This window comes from Streptomyces sp. CBMA29, assembly GCF_014596445.1.
In the GTDB taxonomy this organism is placed as follows: Bacteria; Actinomycetota; Actinomycetes; order Streptomycetales; family Streptomycetaceae; genus Actinacidiphila.
Window position 1 is genome coordinate 1 of the sequence record NZ_MECL01000185.1, and the last position, 19,458, is coordinate 19,458.

A 19,458-nucleotide genomic window follows, 5' to 3' on the forward strand; every position below is an offset into this window, starting at 1 on the left:
GGAGGAATAATCCCAGTCGCGCACAGCGTCCTCGCTGTGTTCTGTTCTTCAAAGGAACCTCGTCTCGTAACGAGACGGGGTATCAACATATCTGGCGTTGACTTTTGGCACGCTGTTGAGTTCTCAAAGAACGGAAGCTTCCTTCAGACCGTTTCACCGGCCCTCCGGGCTTTCCCTTCGTCGTGTCTCCGACTTTAGCAGAAGTTCACTGGTCGGAATTACCACTCGCGTTTCGGAGACACGGATGCCCGAACTGAGATTTCTCTCGGGTTGGGTGGTGTGTCTTCGTCGAGCGAAGCGACATGAATCCTAGTTGGTCACCAGCGGACCTGTCCAGCTCGTGACAACCGTTCGAACCTACCTCCCCGCCAACCCTGAGTCAATGGTTCACCGTGAGGAACTTTCAGGCGGCCTCACGCGAAGGTCGACGGAGGGGTCTCCAGGTCTTCCAGCTCGACGCCGGGGGCCGCGAGGACCACGTCCCCGGCGATGTGGACGTCGTGCTGATCGCCCGTCGCGAGGTCGTTGACCTGGTACTCGTCCACAGCCAGCGGCCCGTTGTCAGTGGCGTGTGCTGTCCTGGTGATCAAGGACCAAGACTGGTCCACGGTGAGGGGCGCGAGCACGGGGGGCCGGAATGACACGAGACGTACGCGGGTGGCGGGGCCGCCGGGTTCCAGGCGGAGCAGTCGCGCGGTGGCGATCAGGAACGCGGGCGAGGCACCGGTGAAGGCGTGGGCGGCGGCGTTGCCCTCCTGAGCGTGATCGCCGGTGGGGTCGGTACGCACCCAGGTGACGCCGTCGAGTGCGGCTCCGCGTACCTGCCAGGCGGACGCGTGGAGTTCGAGGCGGATGGGGCGGCCGAGCTGGTCGAGGGTGAGGTCGACCGAGCCCGCGTGATCACCGCCGGGGGTGGTGGTCTGCGCGGTGTAGCGCCAGCCGGAGGGACCGGTGGCGCAGTGGAAGTGTTCTGCACCGAGGGGGGTGTGGTCGTGTGTGTCGTGGAACGAGTAACGGCCTCGGGGCATGGTGGGGTCTCGGTGTCTTTCGGTGTGCCGGTGACGTGCGAGGCCCCCGCCTCGGACGGGAGGCGGGGGCCAGCGCGCGGTGGATCAGTAGCGGTAGTGGTCGGACTTGTAGGGGCCTTCGACCTTCACGCCGATGTAGGCGGCCTGCTCCGGGCGGAGCGTGGTGAGCTTGACGCCCAGCGCGTCCAGGTGGAGACGGGCGACCTTCTCGTCCAGGTGCTTGGGGAGCACGTAGACGCCGATCGGGTACTCCTCCGGCTTGGTGAACAGCTCGATCTGGGCCAGGGTCTGGTCCGCGAAGGAGTTGGACATCACGAAGGAGGGGTGGCCGGTCGCGTTGCCCAGGTTGAGCAGGCGGCCCTCGGACAGCACGATCAGCGTCTTGCCGTCGGGGAAGGTCCAGGTGTGGACCTGCGGCTTGACCTCGTCCTTGACGATGCCGGGGATCTTCGCGAGGCCGGCCATGTCGATCTCGTTGTCGAAGTGGCCGATGTTCCCGACGATGGCCTGGTGCTTCATCTTGGCCATGTCGGAGGCCATGATGATGTCCTTGTTGCCGGTCGTGGTGACGAAGATGTCGGCGATGCCGATGACGTCGTCGAGGGTGGCGACCTGGTAGCCGTCCATCGCGGCCTGGAGCGCGCAGATCGGGTCGATCTCGGTGATGACGACGCGGGCGCCCTGGCCGCGCAGCGACTCCGCGCAGCCCTTGCCGACGTCGCCGTAGCCGCAGACCACGGCGACCTTGCCGCCGATCAGGACGTCGGTGGCGCGGTTGATGCCGTCGATCAGGGAGTGGCGGCAGCCGTACTTGTTGTCGAACTTCGACTTGGTGACCGCGTCGTTGACGTTGATCGCCGGGAAGAGCAGCGAGCCGTCCTGCTGCATCTCGTAGAGGCGGTGGACGCCGGTGGTGGTCTCCTCGGTGACGCCGCGGATCTCGGACGCGAGCTGCGTCCACTTCTGCGGGTTCTCGCCGAGGGTGCGGTTGAGGAGGCGGAGGATGAACTGCTCCTCCTCGCTCTCCGCGGTGGCCGGGTCGGGGGCGGCGCCGGCCTTCTCGAACTCGACGCCCTTGTGGACCAGGAGCGTGGCGTCGCCGCCGTCGTCCAGAATGATGTTGGGGCCGCCGGTGGCGGTGTCCGGCCAGGTCAGGGCCTGCTCCGTGCACCACCAGTACTCTTCGAGCGTCTCGCCCTTCCAGGCGAAGACGGGGATGCCCTGCGGGTTCTCCTCCGTGCCGTTCGGCCCGACGGCGATGGCCGCGGCCGCGTGGTCCTGGGTGGAGAAGATGTTGCAGGACGCCCAGCGGACGTCGGCGCCGAGGGCGACGAGGGTCTCGATCAGGACGGCGGTCTGGACGGTCATGTGCAGCGAGCCGGTGATCCGCGCGCCGGCCAGCGGCTGCGTGGCGGCGTACTCGCTGCGGATGGACATCAGGCCGGGCATCTCGTGCTCGGCGAGGGTGATCTCCTTGCGGCCGAAGGCGGCAAGCGAGAGGTCCGCGACCTTGAAGTCGGTGGCGGTGGTGGTCATATGAAGTGCTCCTCGGTGCTGCGGTCGAGGCGGACGTGGATACGGCGCGGCCACGGGGCGTCTACGGGGGTGCCATCGTGCGGACACACCCGTCCCCTTGCGGCAGCGCAATCCGTCGGAGGCCCTCTCTCCCTCGGCCGGGCATCGCGAGATGACCCGCCCGACCGCCATCAGCAGCGACGTCTGGCTACGACAAAGCTACACCGGACGGACGGTCCGCCCCAGTGCGCTTCTGGTCACCGGCCGCCCGGAGTCTGGTCCGGGTCGGGGCCCGCGGCGGCGGCCTGCTCGCTGTAGATGTCGGGTTCCAGGTAGACGGCGCGGGCGAAGGGTTCCGCGGCGCGGATGCGTTCCTCGGCGGCGTCGATGGCGCGGGCGACCTCGGCGGCGGTGTCGTCGTGCTGCACGGCGATCTTGGCGGCGACGAGGAGTTCTTCGGGGCCGAGGTGCAGGGTGCGCATGTGGATGACGCCGGTGACGGTGTCGCCGTCGACGACGGCCGCGCGGATCCTGGCCAGCGAGTCGGGTCCCGCGCCTTCGCCGATCAGCAGCGACTTGGTCTCGGCCGCGAGGACGAGGGCGATGGTGATGAGCAGCAGGCCGATGCAGAGGGTGCCGATGCCGTCCCAGACGCCGTCGCCGGTGGCGAGGGCGATGCCGACGCCGATCAGGGCGAGGACGAGGCCGATGAGGGCGCCGAAGTCCTCCAGGAGGACGACGGGGAGTTCGGGTGCCTTGGCGCGGCGGATGAACTCGGCCCAGGACTGCTTGCCGCGGGTGTGGTTGGACTCCTTGATGGCGGTGCGGAAGGAGTAGCCCTCGGCGATGACCGCGAAGACGAGGACGCCGACCGGCCAGTACCAGTGCTCGATCTCGTGCGGGTGGCGGATCTTCTCGTAGCCCTCGTAGAGCGCGAACATGCCGCCGACGGAGAACAGGACGATCGAGACGAGGAAGGCGTAGACGTAGCGTTCCCTGCCGTAGCCGAAGGGGTGCTCGTCATTGGCGGCGCGCTTGGCCTTCTTGCCGCCGATCAGAAGCAGCGCCTGGTTGCCGGAGTCGGCGATGGAGTGCACGCCTTCGGCGAGCATCGAGGACGAGCCACTGAACGCGAAGGCCACGAACTTGGCCACGGCGATGGCCAGGTTGGCGCTCAGCGCCGCGACGATCGCCCGTGTTCCGCCTGACGCGCTCATAGGTGCTGGGGTCCCTTTCGTCGGCCCGGGGCCTGTGCCTTGTCGTACCGGGCGCTGCGGACGCACATTGTTGCAGCCCGTCGGGCTTTTGGTGCGTCAGGCGGCCACGGTGGCCCGGAAGACGGTGCCTTCGCCGGTCAGGGTGGTGCTCTCGCTCGCGGGGACGTACGCCGACTCGCCGGGGGCCAGCGTCAGGGTGGTGCCGTCTCCGTCGCGCAGTTCGGCCCGGCCCGCGGTGCAGAGCAGGATCTGCGGGGTGCCGGAGTCGAGGGTGCGGGCCTGCGCGCCGGAGGCCAGGACGTGGCGGGAGAGCCGGAATTCGTCGATCGGTGCGGTGTACAGCTCTTCGCCGTCGGGGGCGGCCTCGGGGCGCAGGACGCCCGGGTCGCCGGCCTCGAAGCGGACGATGCGCAGGAGTTCGGGGACGTCGATGTGCTTGGGGGTGAGGCCGCAGCGCAGGACGTTGTCGGAGTTGGCCATGATCTCCACGCCGAGGCCGTCGAGATAGGCGTGCGGGACGCCCGCGCCGAGATAGAGGGCTTCGCCGGGTTGCAGACGTACGTAGTTGAGCAGCATCGCGGCGATGACGCCGCGGTCGCCGGGGAAGCTGTGGGCGGCCTGGGCGTAGGCGGCGTAGTCCGCGGCGTAGGGGGTGTCGGTGGTGGACAGCCGGGCGGCGGCCTCGGCCGCGGCGGTGACGGTCTCGGCCATCGCCTCGGGTTCGGCGGTGAGGACGGCGGCGAGGACTTCGCGCAGCGCCTTGTCCTCGGGGTGGGCGCGGAGGATGTCGGCGTAGGGGGCGAGGGCGGGGACGCCGAGTCCGTCGATGAGGTCGGCGGCGTCGGCGGGACGGCGGAAGCCGCACAGTCCATCGAACGCGGAGAGCGCCACGAGCATTTCGGGCTTGTGGTTGGCGTCCTTGTAGTTGCGGTCGGGGGCGCCGGTCGGGATGCCGCGGGCTTCCTCGTCGGCGAATCCGGCCTTGGCCTGCGCGAGGTCGGGGTGGACCTGGACGGAGAGCGGCGCGCCCGCGGCCAGCACCTTGAGCAGGAAGGGCAGCCTGGGGCCGAAGCGCTTGACGGTGGTGTCGCCGAGTTCGGCGCGGGGGTCGGCCGCGATCACCGTGTCGAGTGCGACGGGGCCTTCGCCGCGGTCGATCCGGGAGGGCGCGCCGGGGTGGGCGCCCATCCACAGTTCGGCCTGGGGTTCGCCGGTCGGCGGTGTGCCGAGCAGTTCGGGGATGGCGGTGGTGGATCCCCAGGCGTAGGGGCGGATCGTGTTGGTGAGGCGGTTCATGCGGTCATGTTCTCTCAGCCGAGGCGACGGTCAGATAGACGGTGGCGAAATCCGCGAGGGCGATCAGTTCGGCCGCGGTGTCGAGCGGGCCGCCGGGGGCGGCGGCGATCTCGCTGAGCGGGGTGTCGTGGGCGTACGCCTGCTCGCGGGCGGCGAGAGTGGCGGCTCCGGGCTGCTCGGAGTTCTCCTGGAGGAGCACGATCCGCAGGCGCAGTCCCCCGGGTTCTTCGACGCGGTCGCGGAAGAAGTCCTCGGGGTCGGCGGCCAGGGCGAGGGCGCTGGCCTGGAGGGGGCCGTGGACGGTGAGCGCGGCGGGCAGTTCCGCGGTGAGCGCGGGCTGGCCCGCGCGGGTGCCGAGCACGGTCGCGAAGCGGCGGGCGGCGGTCGCGGAGAGCCGGCCCTGGCTCCACAACAGCGGGAGGGCGTCAGCCAGTTCGGCCGCGAGGGTCTTGGCGGGGTTGGTGTACGTGGCGATGGCGGGGCCGCAGCGGGCGGCGACCTCGTCGAGCCGGTCGGCGACGCCGTACAGCGCCTGGGTGGGTGCGCTCAGCAGGCCGATCCGGTCGGCGAGGGCGAGGAGCGGGGCGAGGAGCGCCCAGAAGGCGCCCGCGTCGTTGGCGGGGTCCTCGTCCGCGGGGTCCGCGCCGTTGCCGAAGGGCGCGGCGAACGGCAGGGCCATGCCGTGCACCTGTTCCACGGCTTCGGCGAGCGGTGCCTTGACCGGGGTGACGGCGGCGGCGGTGCAGCCGCGGCGGTAGGCCTGCTCCACGAGGTCGGTCAGGCCCTGCTCGCTGCCCTGCGGGGTGATGAGCAGCAGCAGGTCGAGCGGTCCCGCCCAGCCGGGCAGTGTCCAGCGGGACTGTTGCGGGGTGGGTCCTGTGGGCGGCAGCACCTCGACGGGGCAGGTCGCGGAGCCGAGGGCGACCAGCAGGTCGGCGACCGCGGCGGCGTCGGGTCCGCTGGCCGCGAGCAGGACGGTCCTGGGGCGGCCGTCGGGCCGCAGCGCGGTGACTCCGGCCTCTTCGGCCAGGCGCAGCGCGGTGCGTACGCGGGCGCCGGCGGCGGCGACGCCCAGCAGCAGTCCGCGGCTGTCCGCGCGGGCCAGCGCTTCGGGGTCCTCAAGCAGCGACTCGTCGAACAACGCGACCTCCCGGTCGGAAGCGGTCTGGTCAGGGTCGGCGGATGGATGGATGGATGGGTGGATGGGACGGTCCGGCGGGCGTGCGGGGGCGTCAGCGGGGGCGGCGGGCCTCGTCGACGAGGAGTACGGGGATGTCGTCGCGTACGGGGTAGGCGAGGCCGCACGTGTCGGAGGTGCAGACCAGCTCGTTCGCGTCGGCGTCCTCGCGGAGCGGGGCGTGGCACGCCGGGCAGGCGAGGATTTCCAGGAGGCTGGGTTCGACGAGCGGCATGGTGGGGTCCTCCGTGCTGGGTGCGGCGAGCGGCGAGGTGCCGCCGCGCGCGGGACTGCGGTCGGGATACGGCGGGCGCGTGCTCCGAGCGGTACGGTCCCGGGCCGGGCCGACGGCTCCCGCCGCGTACGTTCTCAGCCTATAGCCGTAGCGCCCGGCCCCGAGTGCGGCCTGTGGATAACTCGGCCGCGCCCGTGCGGCGACCGGACCCGTATGGCGACCAGGCGCGTACGGCGACCGGACCCCGTACCCCCGCATCGGGCCCGTGCCGCGCGTCGGGCCCCCGAGACCACGCGGGCTCACGCCCTGACGATCGCCAGCACCTGGTCCCTGACGCGGGCCACGCCCTCCGCGTCGCGCGCCTCGACGTTCAGCCGCAGCAGCGGCTCGGTGTTGGAGGCGCGGAGGTTGAACCACCAGTCGGCGGAGGTGACGGTGAGCCCGTCCAGTTCGTCGAAGGTGACGCCGTCCTGGCCGGCGAAGGCGGCGCGGACCGCCGCGGTGCTCGCGTCCTGGTCGGCGACGGTGCTGTTGATCTCACCGGAGCCCGCGTAGCGGTCGTAGGCGGCGACGAGGGCGGACAGCGGGCCGTCCTGGGCGCCGAGGGCGGCCAGCAGGTGGAGGGCGGCGAGCATGCCGGTGTCGGCGTTCCAGAACTCGCGGAAGTAGTAGTGCGCGGAGTGCTCGCCGCCGAAGACGGCGCCGGAGTCGGCCATTTCCTGCTTGATGAAGGAGTGGCCGACACGGGTGCGCACCGGAACGCCGCCGTGTTCCCTGACCACTTCGGGCACCGACCAGGACGTGATCAGATTGTGGATGATCGTGGCGCCGGGGTGCTTGGCCAGTTCGCGGGCGGCGACCAGCGCGGTCACCGCGGACGGGGAGACGGGTTCGCCGCGCTCGTCCACCGCGAAGCAGCGGTCGGCGTCACCGTCGAAGGCCAGGCCGATGTCGGCGCCGGTCTCGCGGACCCGCGCCTGGAGGTCGACCAGATTCTTCGGGTCGAGCGGGTTGGCCTCGTGGTTGGGGAAGGTGCCGTCCAGTTCGAAGTACATCGGCACCAGGTCGACGGGCAGCCCGTCGAGGACGGTGGGCACGGTGTGGCCGCCCATGCCGTTGCCCGCGTCCACGACCGCCTTGAGCGGCCGGATTCCGGAGAGGTCGACCAGCGAGCGCAGATAGGCGGCGTAGTCGCCGAGCACGTCGCGCCGCACCAGGGTGCCGGTTTCCACGCCGACGGCGGGGACGCCGTTTTCCAGCCACTTCTCGGCGAGCGCACGGATGTCGGCGAGCCCGGTGTCCTGGCCGATCGGGGCGGCGCCCGCGCGGCACATCTTGATGCCGTTGTACCGCGCCGGGTTGTGACTGGCCGTGAACATGGCGCCGGGCAGGTCGAGTTGCCCGCTGGCGAAGTACAGCTCGTCGGTGGAGCAGAGGCCGATCTCGGTGACGTCCGCGCCGCGGGAGGCGGCGCCGCGCGCGAAGGCGGCGGACAGGCCGGGGGACGAGGGCCGCATGTCGTGTCCGACGACGATCGCCGTGGCGTCGGTGACCGTGGCGAAGGCGGCGCCGAAGATCTCGGCGAGCGGCTCGTCCCACTGGTCGGGTACGACTCCGCGTACGTCGTAGGCCTTGACGAGCTGCGACAAATCGGCCACTGCACACCTCTGGTGAACTCTGGTGAAGGGGTCGGAACGGCGCCGGTGGGCGGCGCGGTGGAGTTTCCACCACAACCTACCCCGATGGGGTGAGCGGAGTTTTTCGCCGCTGCCGCGACGCGAGGGGTGGCGTCACGGGAGCCCCGAAAGGGTCAACGAGGCGGCGCGAGGGGCGGCTTGCGCGGGCGGATCGGCTGGTGGGGACCGCTGCTACTGCTCGGGCGAGCGGAGTACGCGCAGATGACCGCGGCGGGCCACTTCGAGCGGGTCGATGTCGCGCGGGCCCGGACCCTGCTGGCGGCGTTCCGGGGGGCGGGCCGCCTCGCGCACCGCGTTGGCAAGCGCTTCGAGGTCGTCGCCGCTGGGTCCGACGGGACCGGTGTCCGTCGCCAGGCGCACGACTTCCCAGCCACGGGGCGCGGTCAGCCGTTCGGAGTGCTCGGAGCACAGGTCGTAGCAGTGCGGTTCCGCGTACGTGGCGAGCGGTCCGAGAACGGCGGTGGAGTCCGCGTAGACGTACGTCAGCGTCGCGACGGCGGGACGGCCGCATGCGGTGCGCGAACAGCGACGTACAAGGCTCACGAGGTTGGACGGTACCGCACTCTTGAGCGGGCCGCGACGACTCTCCGCCAGCTCACCCGGTCGTGTCGTCATGTGCCCCCGGGATCGTGCCGTGTGACGGCCGCCGCGCTGACCTGGGCGGACGGAAAAGACCTGGCAGGCGCGGGGCCGCGGTACGGGAGAAGTACGACACAAGGTGACGGCCGTGACAGCAGGCGGCTGGCGCATATGCGTCTGATCTATGGCCAGATGCTGACCGCGTGGTGTCCGTCCTGTGCGCACCCAGCGGGAGGGCTAGGCTCATCGCTGATGGAAAGCTCGGCACCTCCTCCTTCCGCACCCCGTCCGCGCCACCGCGACCGCCACGGACGTGGGATGCGCGGGCCCATCGCGCCCCCGCAGGTGCCGCTGGCGCTCAGCCGCGCCGACGCCTTCGACGACCTGGTGCGCGACGCCGCCGACCGGCTGGAAAGACGCTGGCCGCAGCTCGCCGACGTCGAATTCGCCGTCCAGGAGGTGCCCTGGGCGAAGGACACCCCGCCGGCGGACGACGACACGGTGCCGCTGGGCCGTCTCATCGGCGCGGGCAAGGACCGGCCGAGCCGCATCGTGGTCTACCGGCGCCCGGTGGAGATCCGCGCCAAGACCCGCGACGAGCGGGCGCTCCTGGTGCACGAGATCGTCGTGGAGCAGGTCGCGGAACTGCTCGGCCTGTCCCCCGAGAACGTCGACCCGAAGTACGGCGAGGACTGACACTGGCCCCGCGCGGCCCAGACCAGGAGCACGAGACCGCGCGGACCGCACCATGTGCGGGAAAACTCCCTGGGGCGGGTCCAGCGGATCACGCCCTAGTGGTTGAGAATCCCCAGGTCGGCGCGGGCGGCGGGGACATCCACCATGCCGTGGTCGTCGGACATCGGCTGGATCGTGAACATCGGCACCCCGTCCAGCGGGAGCGCCAGCGTCCGTGAGGCGTAGACGCTTCCGCCGGAGACGCGCTCGACGGTCACGGCGAACGTACCCTTGCCGGACTCGGGCAGCGGCGGCGGGACGGCGACGGTCGTCCCCGCCTTGACGCTGACCGTCTTCGACACCGGCTCGCCGCCGGAGGATCCGGCCGACGCGGTGATCTTCACACTGGCGTCCTGGCCGACGGCAACCAGCGACAAGGTAGAGCCCTTGGTGCGGTTGTCGGCGACCGTGGAGCGGGTCTCGATCGCCGGGGTGGCGGGCAGGAACGCCATCTCCTGCTTGTCGCCCTTGCCGCGCGTCACCCGCAGACCCGCCACGACGGGGACCGCCGCGTGGACCTGGCTGGAGGTGATGAGCAGCGAACCCGCCTCGCCCTTGGTGAGGTCCCCGAGGTCGACCGCGCTGGTCATACCGCTCTTGACGTGCAGCGTCTCGTGTCCCGCGGGAGTGATCGAGCCGGTCGGCGTCGCCAGCTTCAGCGTCAGGTCGGCGTCGTCGGAACCGGCCGCGTACACCACCAGGCGCACGGTCGCGGCGTCGGCAGGAATGCCGGGCAGCACCAGGCTGGTGGCGGGCTCGGCTGCCGGGGTCAGCCAGTCGCTGCCGAGCTTCTTGTCGATGGCCTGGACGGCCGCGCCGACCCGGCCGCTGCGCGCCACGACGTGCACGGTGAGGTCCTGCGCCTTGTCCGCGACCAGGGTGGACAGCAGCACCGGCTTGGCGGACTTGCCCGGCACGGTGATGCCGTCGCCGGTGGACGCCTTCAGCAGGCCGTCCTTGCCGTACAGCTCGATGTCGACGACCGCCGGGGTGTCGTCGGGGTTCACCAGGTGCAGGAAGTCCTGCCGGTCGGGTCCCGTGCTGGCGCCCGCGAACCAGAATTCGCTGTCCGGCGCCACACAGGACGCGCCGAGCAGGCCGCGGCCCGCCCCGGTGTCCACGACGGTGGTCTGCTGGACGGTCCAGCCGGGCGCGAGCGGCCCGTCGGCCGTGCCGATCAGCGCGGGCGCGTCGGGCTTGTCGGTGGAGCTGGTGGCGGGCTTGCCCGCGGCCTTCAGCGGGGTGAGCGCCTTGCCCTTGGGCGTCGCGGGGACCAGTTGCGCGCTGCCGGAGCCGGTCGCGCCCGCCGTCCCCTGCGGGGTGAACGAGGTGTAGGTGGTGTTGGCGAATTCCGACGAGGACGGCGCCGGGCACAACAGATTGCTGCGCTGTACGGGCAGCCGGGCCGCTGAGGCCACCGGCGCGGTGTCCCGGTCGCCGCCGCCGGACACCACGGCGGCGCCGGTCAGTACGGCCAGCGCGGCCACGGCGCCCGCCAGGGAGATCGTGCTGCGGTTCACTGCTGGTCGCTCCCGTCGCGGCGCTGGTCGCCTTCGGCGTAGTACGGGGCCGCCGGGTCGGGGTACGCGGCCGGGTCATAGGGCTGCTGTCCGCCGTACGGCGCCTGTCCGTCGTACTGCTGCTGCGGGTCGTAACCCGCCGTCTCGTCGTAACCGGCCGCCTCTTCGTGGCCGGTCGTCGCGTACGGGTCGTAAGGGGGCGGGGGCTGCTGCGGGTAGCCGTACTGGTCGGTGTAGCCGACCTGCCGCTGCTCGTACGTGCCCGGCTCCGCCGCGTACTGCTGCTGCCCGTCCCATTGCTGCTGGGCGGGGTCGGCGCCGTAGCCCGGGTCCTGCTGCGGGTAGCCGTAGAACTGCTCACCGGTGTCGGGGGCCGGCACCGCATACGGGTCGTAACCGCCCTCAGAGGGGTCGTACGGGGTCTGCGGCGGGGCGTCGGGGCCCGCGGGGCCGTCCTGGCCCTGACGACCCTGGTGGGCCTGCTGGGCCGCGTAGGCCGTCTGCTCCTGGCCGTCGGTCTCCGCGAGGTCGGGATCGGCCGCCGCGGCCTCGGCGTCGGCCGCCGCCTGGAGGCGGCGGGCGCGACGGCCCTCGCCTGCACCTTGTGCGGGAATCTGGACGGCGCTGGGCGCGTCGGCCTCCGGCAGGTCGTCGTCGATCTCGCGGCGGCGGCCCGGCAGGGCCAGCACGATGACCACGAGAAGCAGCAGTCCCTGCGCGCCCAGCCAGAAGGTGTGCGTGAACGGCTCCTCATAGGTGACGTCCAGACGGCCGCCGGTGGCGGGCAACTGGAAGCCCTGCGCCCAGCCGTCGACGGTCGTCCCGGGCAGCGCGGACCCGTTCAGGGTGGCGTGCCAGCCCGGTGCGGCGGAGTCCGCCAGGCGCAATACGCGGCCTTCGGGACCCGCGGGCACCGTGGTGTGCGCCTCGACCTTGCCGGCCGCGACGGCGACGGGCTGCGCGCCCTTGCTGGTGATCGCGATCCGGGAGACCGCGTCGTTGACGCGCCACAATTCGCTGCCGTCCGCCTGGCTCACCCGGGACAGGCCCGGGGTGCTGTCCAGGACGCGGCCCACCGAGCGAGGCGCGCCCTTCTGCGCCAGTACGTAGCGGACGGCGTATCCGGCGAGGCGGCTGCCCTGGTCGGCGCCGGAACCCGCCACCAGGTTGGCGACGACGGTGTCGAGTTCGCTGTCGCGGGACGCCTCCGCGGCCAGTTCGGCGTCGCCGATCCGCGCGCCCGCGCCGCGCACCAGGGAGTACGAGATGCGGCCCGCGGTGCCGTTGAGCACCAGGGTGCGGGCCTGGTCGCGGGAGGTGCTCTCCTCGGCGACGAAGGCGGGCACCTGCTGCGGGTCCTGGCGCTTGATGGGGCCGTTCGCGCCGTCGGCGACCCAGGTGAAGGCGGCCAGCAGCGGCGCGAGGGCCGCGGCCAGCGCGATCAGGCCCGCGACGGGCTGGCGCCAGCCGAAGCCGCTGGCGGCGATCCGCTCCTTGGCGCCTTCCGCGCCGATCGCGGCGGCGGCCAGCAGGGCGAGACCGTAGACGAGGGTGGCGGGGCCCGCCCACGCCTTGGTGTTCTCGATGACGGCGAAGAGCAGCCCGGTCGCGGCGGCGGCCCAGGCGGCGACGATCGCCGGGCGGCGGGTGTCGCGCATCAGGGCGGCGAGCGCGGCCAGGACGACGCCGATCAGCAGGAAGGCGGCGCCCGCCTTGGGGCCGCCGGGGCTGAGCATCAGCAGATCGATGCCGGAGACGCCCTTGTCGCCGTACGGCAGTCCCGCCTCGTGCAGCAGGCGTCCGGGGTGTGTGAGCAGCGTCAGCGACCAGGGGGCGAGCAGCACGATCGGGGTGATCAGCAGAGCCGCGAAGCGCAGGAGCTGCGGGACCAGGAGCTGCTGCTGGCCGCGGGCCAGCCGCCAGCCGAGGGTGGCGGCGGCGAGTGTCAGGGCGATCGGCCAGGTGACCGGGGTGAAGGCGGTGGTGAAGGTGAGCATCAGCGCCAGCGCCCAGGTGGAGCGCCAGCCGGGCCGTGCGCCGCGCTCGATCGCGCCGTCGCCGAGCTGGAGGCCCGCGGTGCCGACGGCGGCACGCGCCATCAGCGGCAGCAGGATGGCCAGTACGGCGGTGCCGAGCCGTCCGGTGGCCAGTGCCCCGGTGGCGGCGGGCAGGAAGGCGTACGCGACCGACGCCCAGGCGCGCAGCAGGCGCGACTCGACGAGCGGCCGGGAGGCGAAGTAGGCGGTGATCCCGGCCAGCGGCACGGAGGCCACCAGCAGCAGGGTGAGGGTGAGTCCTGTGGAGCCGAAGAGCACGGTCGCGAAGAGCGCGAGGACCGCGATGTACGGGGGCGCGGCCTGGGTGCCGCCAGTGCCCAGCGCGTGCCAGGAACCCGTGTAGGTGCCCCACAGGTCGGAGGCGCCGGGGCTGGCGGGCAGCAGGGCGCCGCCGAAGAGGGCTCCGCCGCCGAGCAGTGAGCGGCAGGCGGCGAGCGAGACGACGAGCAGGACGGCGAACAGCACGGGGCCCGGCTTGCGGGCGACGCGCTTGAGCCGCGCGAATTGCTCGATTTCCAGGAATTCGCCGTCCTCGTCGCCCGGTCCCGACTCGGCGGAGCCGCCGTGCCGTCCCGCGGCGGCGGACGCGGAGTCCGCGCGGCCCGCGATGTTGCTGACGACCTGGTCGACGGTGGCGCGTACGGTCGCACCGGGCGGCGGGAAGAGCGGTCGCAGTTCGGAGGGCGGTACGGCGCCGCGGCCTCTTCTGCGTCTGGCGGCAAGCACTCGTCCGGGGCGCAGCAGGACGCCGAGCAGTCCGACGATCTCGTCGACGGCCTGTCCCGGCACCTTGCCGACGAGGTAGGCGAGCGTGCGCAATATGGTGCCGACGGCGATCCGCAGCATCACGTAGGGCAGCAGCGGGCCGCGGGTGTTGGCCAGCAGGGTGTAGACGGCGCCGGCCTTGTCGACGCGGTGCGGGTTGACCGAGGAGCGGCCCGCGCAGTCGACCGGGCGGCGCTCGCGGGAGGCGGCCTCGGCGTGCCACATGACGGCGTCGGGGGCGACCAGCACGGTGTGGCCCGCGGCTTGCGCGCGCCAGCAGAAGTCGACGTCGTCGCGCATCAGGGGCAGCCTGCGGTCGAATCCGCCCAGCTCCTCCCACACGTCGCGGCGCACCAGCATGCCCGCGGAGGACACGGCGAGCACCGGGCGGGTCTGGTCGTGCTGGCCCTGGTCCTGCTCGCGGCGTTCGAGCGCGGTCCAACGGCGACCGCTGCGGGCGATGCTGACGCCGACTTCGAGGAGCTGCCTGCGGTCGAACCAGCTCCGCAGTTTGGGGCCGATGACCGAGGCGGACGGCGAGGCGTCCGCGGTGCGCAGCAGGGCGGCGAGCGCTCCGGGGTCGGGCTCGCAGTCGTCGTGCAGCAGCCACAGCCAGTGGACGGGGTCGCCGTGCGGCTGCTCGGGTTCGTCGTACGCGTCGTCGTTCCAACTGCGGCTGACCGGGTCCCAGCCGCTGCGGCGTCCCAGGTACGGCAACTGCTCGGCGCTGAGCGGCGCGGCGACCCTGGCGGCCTCCTCGACGGCGGCGCCGAAGCCGGTACGGCGGGCCAGGTGCAGTACGCGCTGGTCGCCGAGGGAGTCGGCGAGCAGCCGCGCGGAGTCGTCCGCGCTGCCGGTGTCGGCGGCGATCACGTCCTGGACAGGGCGGTCCTGGGAGAGCAGGCCGGCGAGGGCTTTGGGCAGCCAGCGCGCGCCGTCGTGCGCGACGAGCACGGCGGTGACGACGTGGCGCGGGAACTCAGGGATGCCGGCCGGGAAGAAGGCCGGTGCTGGGCTGTTCACGGACATCGAGGTTCGGGCCCCGGTTCGCTGGACTGCGGTTGACGCATCGGCCGCCGGCGGCGGGGAACGTCTCGGACGGGCCCCCACACTAACGGCTTACACCGGGGGCTCCGTCCGGGTGTGAGAACAACGGCAGCCCGCCTCCCGTGCCGGTGGGCGCGGAAAGCGGGCTGTACGCGGGCCGGAAGCGGGCTGTGCGGGAGCCGTGATCGGGCCGGTGCGCGGTGCCGCGCAAGGGGTCCGGGGTCCGGTCAGGGCTCGGTCGGTGCCCTGCCGCGGACCCGGTCCCTGGCCCGGTCGTGGGCCCGGTCGTGGGCCCGGTCGTGGGCTCGGTCCTCGGCCCGGTCGTCGTGGGTCAGACGACGCCCTTCTTCAGGCGGCGGCGCTCCCGCTCGGACAGGCCGCCCCAGATGCCGAAGCGTTCGTCGTTGGCCAGGGCGTACTCCAGGCAGTCGGAACGGACTTCACAGGCGAGGCAGACTTTCTTCGCCTCACGCGTGGAACCGCCCTTTTCCGGGAAGAACGACTCGGGGTCGGTCTGCGCACACAGCGCGCGCTCCTGCCAGCCGAGTTCCTCGTCGGCCTCTTCGGCCAGCAGCAACTGGAACTGCTCGGTCATGCGCGCCCCTCGTCTGTCGTGCTTCCCCGTGATGTTGCCGTCACCATGAGCGGCCTAACGACACGAGTGAAATTACAAGTGTGCCGATCCGGGCCAGTCAAGCCGAGATCTGCTATTGGGCCCGTTATTCACTCCGCTGAACCAAGAGGTGAAAGAAAGTGTTGATATCGGCCTAAAATCCGGTATCCGTCAACCATGGTCCCGCCGATCCACCGTTCACACCTCGTCAGACGCCTTGGCGACGCGCCACGTTCCGCCATTCGAGTGAAGCGTTGTGGATCACATTCCGATCACAGAAGCACAACAGCACAACGTGCTCTTCATGCGGTTGGGCACCACATATCCGCACACTTCTGCGCACAAACCTTTCACCAACCCTTCCAGCCGGATCAGGTGAAAGATTCGCGACATTCCGGACATCCGGTTGACAAGATACGGGCAGGACCGGTCTCCTTGACGGCATGCCTGCTGAGCACCACGCGCCTACCCGGACTCGCCGTCGCGAGTCCCGCTGCGTCGCGCTCGCCCAGAGCTGTTGTCGTTCCTGTTGTTGCCGCTGAGCCCCCTGCCCAGGACCTGTCACGGACCTGGCACCGCCTAGCCACTCGCGCATCACGAGGAACACACCTTCATGTACAGCGATGTCTCGATCGCCGGTGACCCGCTCGCCCTTCCCCACCTGCTCCCCCCGGTGCCGCAACACCCACGCACCGTCGCGGAATTCGCCGGGCTCGCCCGCTCCATCGCCGCCGACCGCGAGCGATGGGCCTCCCAGGTGCGCTACGACGCCACCACCCGCTGGTACGCGCGGCTGCGCCGCGGCCCCGGTTACGAGGTGTGGCTGCTGAGCTGGCTGCCCGGTCAGAGCAGCGGGCTGCACGACCACGGCCTGTCGTCCGGTGTGCTCACCGTGCTCCAAGGGGCGCTGCGCGAGCGGGCGCTGCCGGGTGCGAGCGTGCCGGGTGCGAGCGCGGGCGGCTCGGACGGCGTCGGCCGCGAGGTCACCCGGGCGCTGTCGGCGGGCGCGCAGCGTGCCTTCGCGCCCGGTTACGTCCACGAGGTCGTCAACGACGCACTGGAACCCGCGGTGAGCCTGCACGTCTACTTCCCCGGTCTCACCAAGATGACCCCGCACGCCTGCACGTCCGCTGCCCCGCAGGCCGATACCTCACGGGCTGCCGCAGCGGGCTGACAGACTGGGAACCATGCGAATCGTGGTTCTGGCCGGAGGTATTGGAGGGGCGCGCTTTCTGCGCGGCCTGAAGGCAGCGGCGCCGGAGGCGGAGATCACCGTCATCGGCAACACCGGAGACGACATCCATCTGTTCGGTTTGAAGGTCTGCCCCGACCTCGACACCGTGATGTACACCCTCGGCGGCGGCATCCACGAGGAGCAGGGCTGGGGGCGGGCCGAGGAGACTTTCGCGGTCAAGGAGGAACTGGCCGCGTACGGCGTGGGCCCCGAGTGGTTCGGTCTCGGCGACCGGGACTTCGCCACCCACATCGTGCGCACGCAGATGATCGGCGCGGGCTACCCGCTCAGCGCCGTCACCGAAGCGCTGTGCGCCCGCTGGAAGCCCGGCGTGCGGCTCATCCCGATGTCCGACGACCGGATCGAGACCCACGTCCTGGTCGAGGTCGACGGCGAGCGCAAGGCCGTTCACTTCCAGGAGTACTGGGTACGGCTGCGCGCCTCCGTCCCCGCGCACGCCGTCGTACCGGTCGGCGCGGAGGGCGCCAAGCCCGCGCCCGGCGTCCTGGAGGCGATCGGCGAGGCGGACGTCATCGTCTTCCCGCCGTCCAACCCCGTCGTCAGCATCGGCACCATCCTCGCCGTACCCGGCATCCGCGAGGCCATCGCCGAGGCCGGAGTGCCGGTCGTCGGCCTCTCCCCGCTCATCGGCGACGCCCCCGTGCGCGGCATGGCCGACAAGGTGCTGGCCGCCGTCGGGGTCGAGTCGACGGCCGCGGCAGTCGCCGCGCACTACGGCTCCGGGCTGCTCGACGGCTGGCTGGTCGACACCGTCGACGCCGCCGCCGTCCCCGAGGTCGAGGCCGCCGGAATCCGCTGCCGGGCCATCCCGCTGCTCATGGACGGCCCCGAGGCCACGGCCCAGATGGCCAGGGAGGCGCTGACGCTCGCCGAGGAGGTACGGGCATGAGCGCGCCCCGCTACGAGGTGTTCGCCGTCCCCGGCATCGCCGAGGTGCAGCCCGGCGCCGACATCGCCAAGCTCATCGCCGCCACCGGCACCCAGCTCGCCGACGGCGACGTCCTGCTGGTCACCTCCAAGATCGTCAGCAAGGCCGAGGGCCGGATCGTCAACGCCGACGACCGCGAGGCCGCCATCGACGCCGAGGCCGTACGCCTGGTCGCGCGCCGCGGACCGACCCGCATCGTCGAGACCCGGCACGGCTTCGTCATGGCCGCGGCGGGCGTCGACGCCTCCAACACCGCGGCGGGAACCGTTCTTCTGCTCCCCGAGGACCCCGACGCCTCCGCCCGGCGCGTCCGGGACGGCCTCCGCGAAATCCTCGGCGTACGCGTCGGCGTCATCGTCACCGACACCTTCGGGCGGCCCTGGCGCGAAGGTGTCACCGATGTCGCCATCGGCGCCGCCGGGGTCCGCGTCCTGGACGACCTCCGCGGCGGCCTCGACAGCCACGGCAACCTCATGTCCGTGACGGTGACCGCCACCGCGGACGAGTTGGCCGCCGCCGGGGACCTGGTCAAGGGGAAGGTCGGGGGGTTGCCGGTGGCCGTCGTACGGGGGCTCGGCGAGGTCGTCACCGCCGAAGGCGCTCTCGCCGAAGGCGCTCTCGCCGACGGCGCGGATTCCGGCGCGCGGCCTCTTGTGCGGGTCGCCGCCAACGACATGTTCCGGCTCGGCACCTCCGAGGCCGTACGCGAGGCCGTCTCGCTGCGGCGGACCGTACGGGAGTTCACGGACGACGCGGTCGACCCCGCCGCCGTTCGACGTGCCGTCGCGCTCGCCGTCACCGCGCCCGCCCCCCACCACACCACTCCGTGGCGGTTCGTCCTCCTGGAGTCGGCCGAGACGCGGGAGCGGTTGCTCGACGCCATGCGGGACGCCTGGGCGGCGGACCTGCGGCGCGACGGTTTCTCCGAGGGGTCCGTGGCACGGCGGCTTCGGCGGGGGGACGTGCTGCGGCGCGCTCCTTATCTCGTCGTGCCGTGCCTTGTCGCCGACGGGGCTCACGCCTATCCGGATGCGCGGAGGGGGGCCGCGGAGCGGGAGATGTTCGTGGTGGCCGTGGGGGCGGCCGTCGAGAACTTTCTTGTCGCGCTTGCCGGGGAGCAGCTTGGCTCCGCCTGGGTTTCGTCCACGATGTTCTGCCGTGACGTCGTGCGCGACGTCCTTCGGCTGCCTTCCGACTGGGATCCCATGGGGGCCGTGGCCGTCGGGAGGGCGGCCGCCGCGCCGGCCGTTCGGGCGGCTCGCGACCCCGCCGCCTTCATCGCCGTTCGCTGAGCCCCCTCCGGGGGGGGTTGTCTTTTCCCGCCCGCCCACCCGTGCGGGTGTGTTGTTCGTCTGCGGGTGCCGCTTGTGCCTGGTCGGTCCCGGCCCGGGGTACCTCCTCGAAATCCGTAACACCTGGCCCCTCGCATCCAGTGCCGTTCCTGTCAACGTATTTCTGCGGGGGCACCCCGCCCCGTCCCCTCCTCGCCCGTCGGCGTCCGCCTGTCCGGTGGGGGTGGCCGGGAGGGGGGTGGGTGGGCTCGGGTACGTCGGCGTCCAACGGTCCGGTGCGGGTGGGCGGGAGGAGGGCGGGTGGGTTCGGGTACATCGGCGCCCAACGGTCCGGTACGGGAGGGCGGGTGGGTTCGGGTACGTCGGCGTCCGCCTGTCCGGTGGGGGCTGAGGGGTGGGTGGGCTCGGGTACGGCGGCGTCCAACGGTCCGGTGAGGGAGAGGGCGTGGGCTCGGGTACGTCGGCCCCCAACGGTCCGGTGGGGATGGGCGGGCTCTCGGGT

General features: G+C 72.0%; 15 protein-coding genes. 4 read left to right on the forward strand and 11 right to left on the reverse strand.

Features of this window, described 5'->3' with window-relative positions:
- Positions 1-413: 413 nt before the first annotated feature.
- The 8 genes from BGM09_RS24525 to BGM09_RS24560 form a co-directional block, all read right to left on the reverse strand.
- A complete protein-coding gene (locus BGM09_RS24525; RefSeq protein ID WP_188283867.1) occupies positions 414-1,028 on the reverse strand; it encodes a hypothetical protein in 615 nt (204 codons plus the stop codon).
- Positions 1,029-1,112: 84 nt separating this feature from the next.
- Positions 1,113-2,564, reverse strand: coding sequence for an adenosylhomocysteinase (gene ahcY, locus BGM09_RS24530; protein WP_188283868.1), 1,452 nt, complete (start codon positions 2,562-2,564; stop codon positions 1,113-1,115).
- Between the two features lie 236 nt (positions 2,565-2,800).
- Complete coding sequence (locus BGM09_RS24535; RefSeq protein WP_188283869.1) at positions 2,801-3,760, reverse strand: cation diffusion facilitator family transporter; 960 nt, start codon at positions 3,758-3,760, stop codon at positions 2,801-2,803.
- A gap of 96 nt (positions 3,761-3,856) precedes the next feature.
- The gene (manA, locus tag BGM09_RS24540; RefSeq protein ID WP_188283870.1) at positions 3,857-5,056 is read right to left on the reverse strand and encodes a mannose-6-phosphate isomerase, class I; all 1,200 of its coding nucleotides are present in this window, start codon (positions 5,054-5,056) and stop codon (positions 3,857-3,859) included.
- Positions 5,057-5,060: 4 nt separating this feature from the next.
- Positions 5,061-6,197, reverse strand: coding sequence for an SIS domain-containing protein (locus BGM09_RS24545; protein ID WP_188283871.1), 1,137 nt, complete (start codon positions 6,195-6,197; stop codon positions 5,061-5,063).
- 91 nt (positions 6,198-6,288) lie between these two features.
- The gene (locus tag BGM09_RS24550) at positions 6,289-6,468 is read right to left on the reverse strand and encodes a Trm112 family protein (protein WP_188283872.1); all 180 of its coding nucleotides are present in this window, start codon (positions 6,466-6,468) and stop codon (positions 6,289-6,291) included.
- Between the two features lie 299 nt (positions 6,469-6,767).
- A complete protein-coding gene (locus BGM09_RS24555; RefSeq protein WP_188283873.1) occupies positions 6,768-8,126 on the reverse strand; it encodes a phosphomannomutase/phosphoglucomutase in 1,359 nt (452 codons plus the stop codon).
- A gap of 210 nt (positions 8,127-8,336) precedes the next feature.
- Complete coding sequence (locus BGM09_RS24560; protein ID WP_188283874.1) at positions 8,337-8,780, reverse strand: DUF3499 domain-containing protein; 444 nt, start codon at positions 8,778-8,780, stop codon at positions 8,337-8,339.
- 216 nt (positions 8,781-8,996) lie between these two features.
- Between BGM09_RS24560 and BGM09_RS24565 the strand changes: the two genes are divergently transcribed.
- Positions 8,997-9,440: a metallopeptidase family protein gene (locus BGM09_RS24565; RefSeq protein WP_188283875.1), complete on the forward strand. Its 444-nt coding sequence runs from the start codon at positions 8,997-8,999 to the stop codon at positions 9,438-9,440.
- Positions 9,441-9,535: 95 nt separating this feature from the next.
- Here BGM09_RS24565 and BGM09_RS24570 read toward each other — a convergent pair whose 3' ends face one another.
- The 3 genes from BGM09_RS24570 to BGM09_RS24580 all read right to left on the reverse strand — a co-directional run bounded on the left by BGM09_RS24570 (position 9,536) and on the right by BGM09_RS24580 (position 15,463).
- On the reverse strand, positions 9,536-10,999 hold the full coding sequence (locus BGM09_RS24570; RefSeq protein ID WP_188283876.1) for a DUF5719 family protein: 1,464 nt from the start codon (positions 10,997-10,999) through the stop codon (positions 9,536-9,538).
- Positions 10,996-14,850 (reverse strand): glycosyltransferase family 2 protein, encoded by a 3,855-nt coding sequence (locus tag BGM09_RS24575; RefSeq protein ID WP_188283877.1) that lies wholly within the window; start codon positions 14,848-14,850, stop codon positions 10,996-10,998. Before BGM09_RS24575 ends, BGM09_RS24570 begins: the two co-directional genes overlap by 4 nt.
- A 349-nt stretch (positions 14,851-15,199) precedes the next feature.
- A complete protein-coding gene (locus BGM09_RS24580) occupies positions 15,200-15,463 on the reverse strand; it encodes a WhiB family transcriptional regulator (RefSeq protein ID WP_031519519.1) in 264 nt (87 codons plus the stop codon).
- 631 nt (positions 15,464-16,094) lie between these two features.
- On the opposite strand from BGM09_RS24580, the gene BGM09_RS24585 reads away from it, so the two are divergent.
- The 3 genes from BGM09_RS24585 to BGM09_RS24595 are packed head-to-tail and all read left to right on the forward strand — an operon-like array spanning position 16,095 to position 18,956.
- Positions 16,095-16,655: a cysteine dioxygenase gene (locus tag BGM09_RS24585; RefSeq protein ID WP_188283878.1), complete on the forward strand. Its 561-nt coding sequence runs from the start codon at positions 16,095-16,097 to the stop codon at positions 16,653-16,655.
- A 13-nt stretch (positions 16,656-16,668) separates the two neighbouring features.
- A complete protein-coding gene (gene cofD / locus BGM09_RS24590) occupies positions 16,669-17,625 on the forward strand; it encodes a 2-phospho-L-lactate transferase (RefSeq protein WP_188283879.1) in 957 nt (318 codons plus the stop codon).
- On the forward strand, positions 17,622-18,956 hold the full coding sequence (locus tag BGM09_RS24595) for a coenzyme F420-0:L-glutamate ligase (protein ID WP_188283880.1): 1,335 nt from the start codon (positions 17,622-17,624) through the stop codon (positions 18,954-18,956). Before cofD ends, BGM09_RS24595 begins: the two co-directional genes overlap by 4 nt.
- The last annotated feature ends 502 nt before the right edge of the window (positions 18,957-19,458 follow it).

What these genes read in the sequence shown, in the direction of transcription:
- BGM09_RS24525 (WP_188283867.1), bottom strand. Translation starts at nt 1,028, where the DNA reads ATGCCCCGAGGCCGTTACTCGTTCCACGACACACACGACCACACCCCC.
- cofD (WP_188283879.1), top strand. Translation starts at nt 16,669, where the DNA reads ATGCGAATCGTGGTTCTGGCCGGAGGTATTGGAGGGGCGCGCTTTCTG.
- BGM09_RS24550 (WP_188283872.1), bottom strand. Translation starts at nt 6,468, where the DNA reads ATGCCGCTCGTCGAACCCAGCCTCCTGGAAATCCTCGCCTGCCCGGCG.
- BGM09_RS24585 (WP_188283878.1), top strand. Translation starts at nt 16,095, where the DNA reads ATGTACAGCGATGTCTCGATCGCCGGTGACCCGCTCGCCCTTCCCCAC.
- manA (WP_188283870.1), bottom strand. Translation starts at nt 5,056, where the DNA reads ATGAACCGCCTCACCAACACGATCCGCCCCTACGCCTGGGGATCCACC.
- ahcY (WP_188283868.1), bottom strand. Translation starts at nt 2,564, where the DNA reads ATGACCACCACCGCCACCGACTTCAAGGTCGCGGACCTCTCGCTTGCC.
- BGM09_RS24575 (WP_188283877.1), bottom strand. Translation starts at nt 14,850, where the DNA reads ATGTCCGTGAACAGCCCAGCACCGGCCTTCTTCCCGGCCGGCATCCCT.
- BGM09_RS24595 (WP_188283880.1), top strand. Translation starts at nt 17,622, where the DNA reads ATGAGCGCGCCCCGCTACGAGGTGTTCGCCGTCCCCGGCATCGCCGAG.
- BGM09_RS24535 (WP_188283869.1), bottom strand. Translation starts at nt 3,760, where the DNA reads ATGAGCGCGTCAGGCGGAACACGGGCGATCGTCGCGGCGCTGAGCGCC.
- BGM09_RS24560 (WP_188283874.1), bottom strand. Translation starts at nt 8,780, where the DNA reads ATGACGACACGACCGGGTGAGCTGGCGGAGAGTCGTCGCGGCCCGCTC.
- BGM09_RS24580 (WP_031519519.1), bottom strand. Translation starts at nt 15,463, where the DNA reads ATGACCGAGCAGTTCCAGTTGCTGCTGGCCGAAGAGGCCGACGAGGAA.
- BGM09_RS24565 (WP_188283875.1), top strand. Translation starts at nt 8,997, where the DNA reads ATGGAAAGCTCGGCACCTCCTCCTTCCGCACCCCGTCCGCGCCACCGC.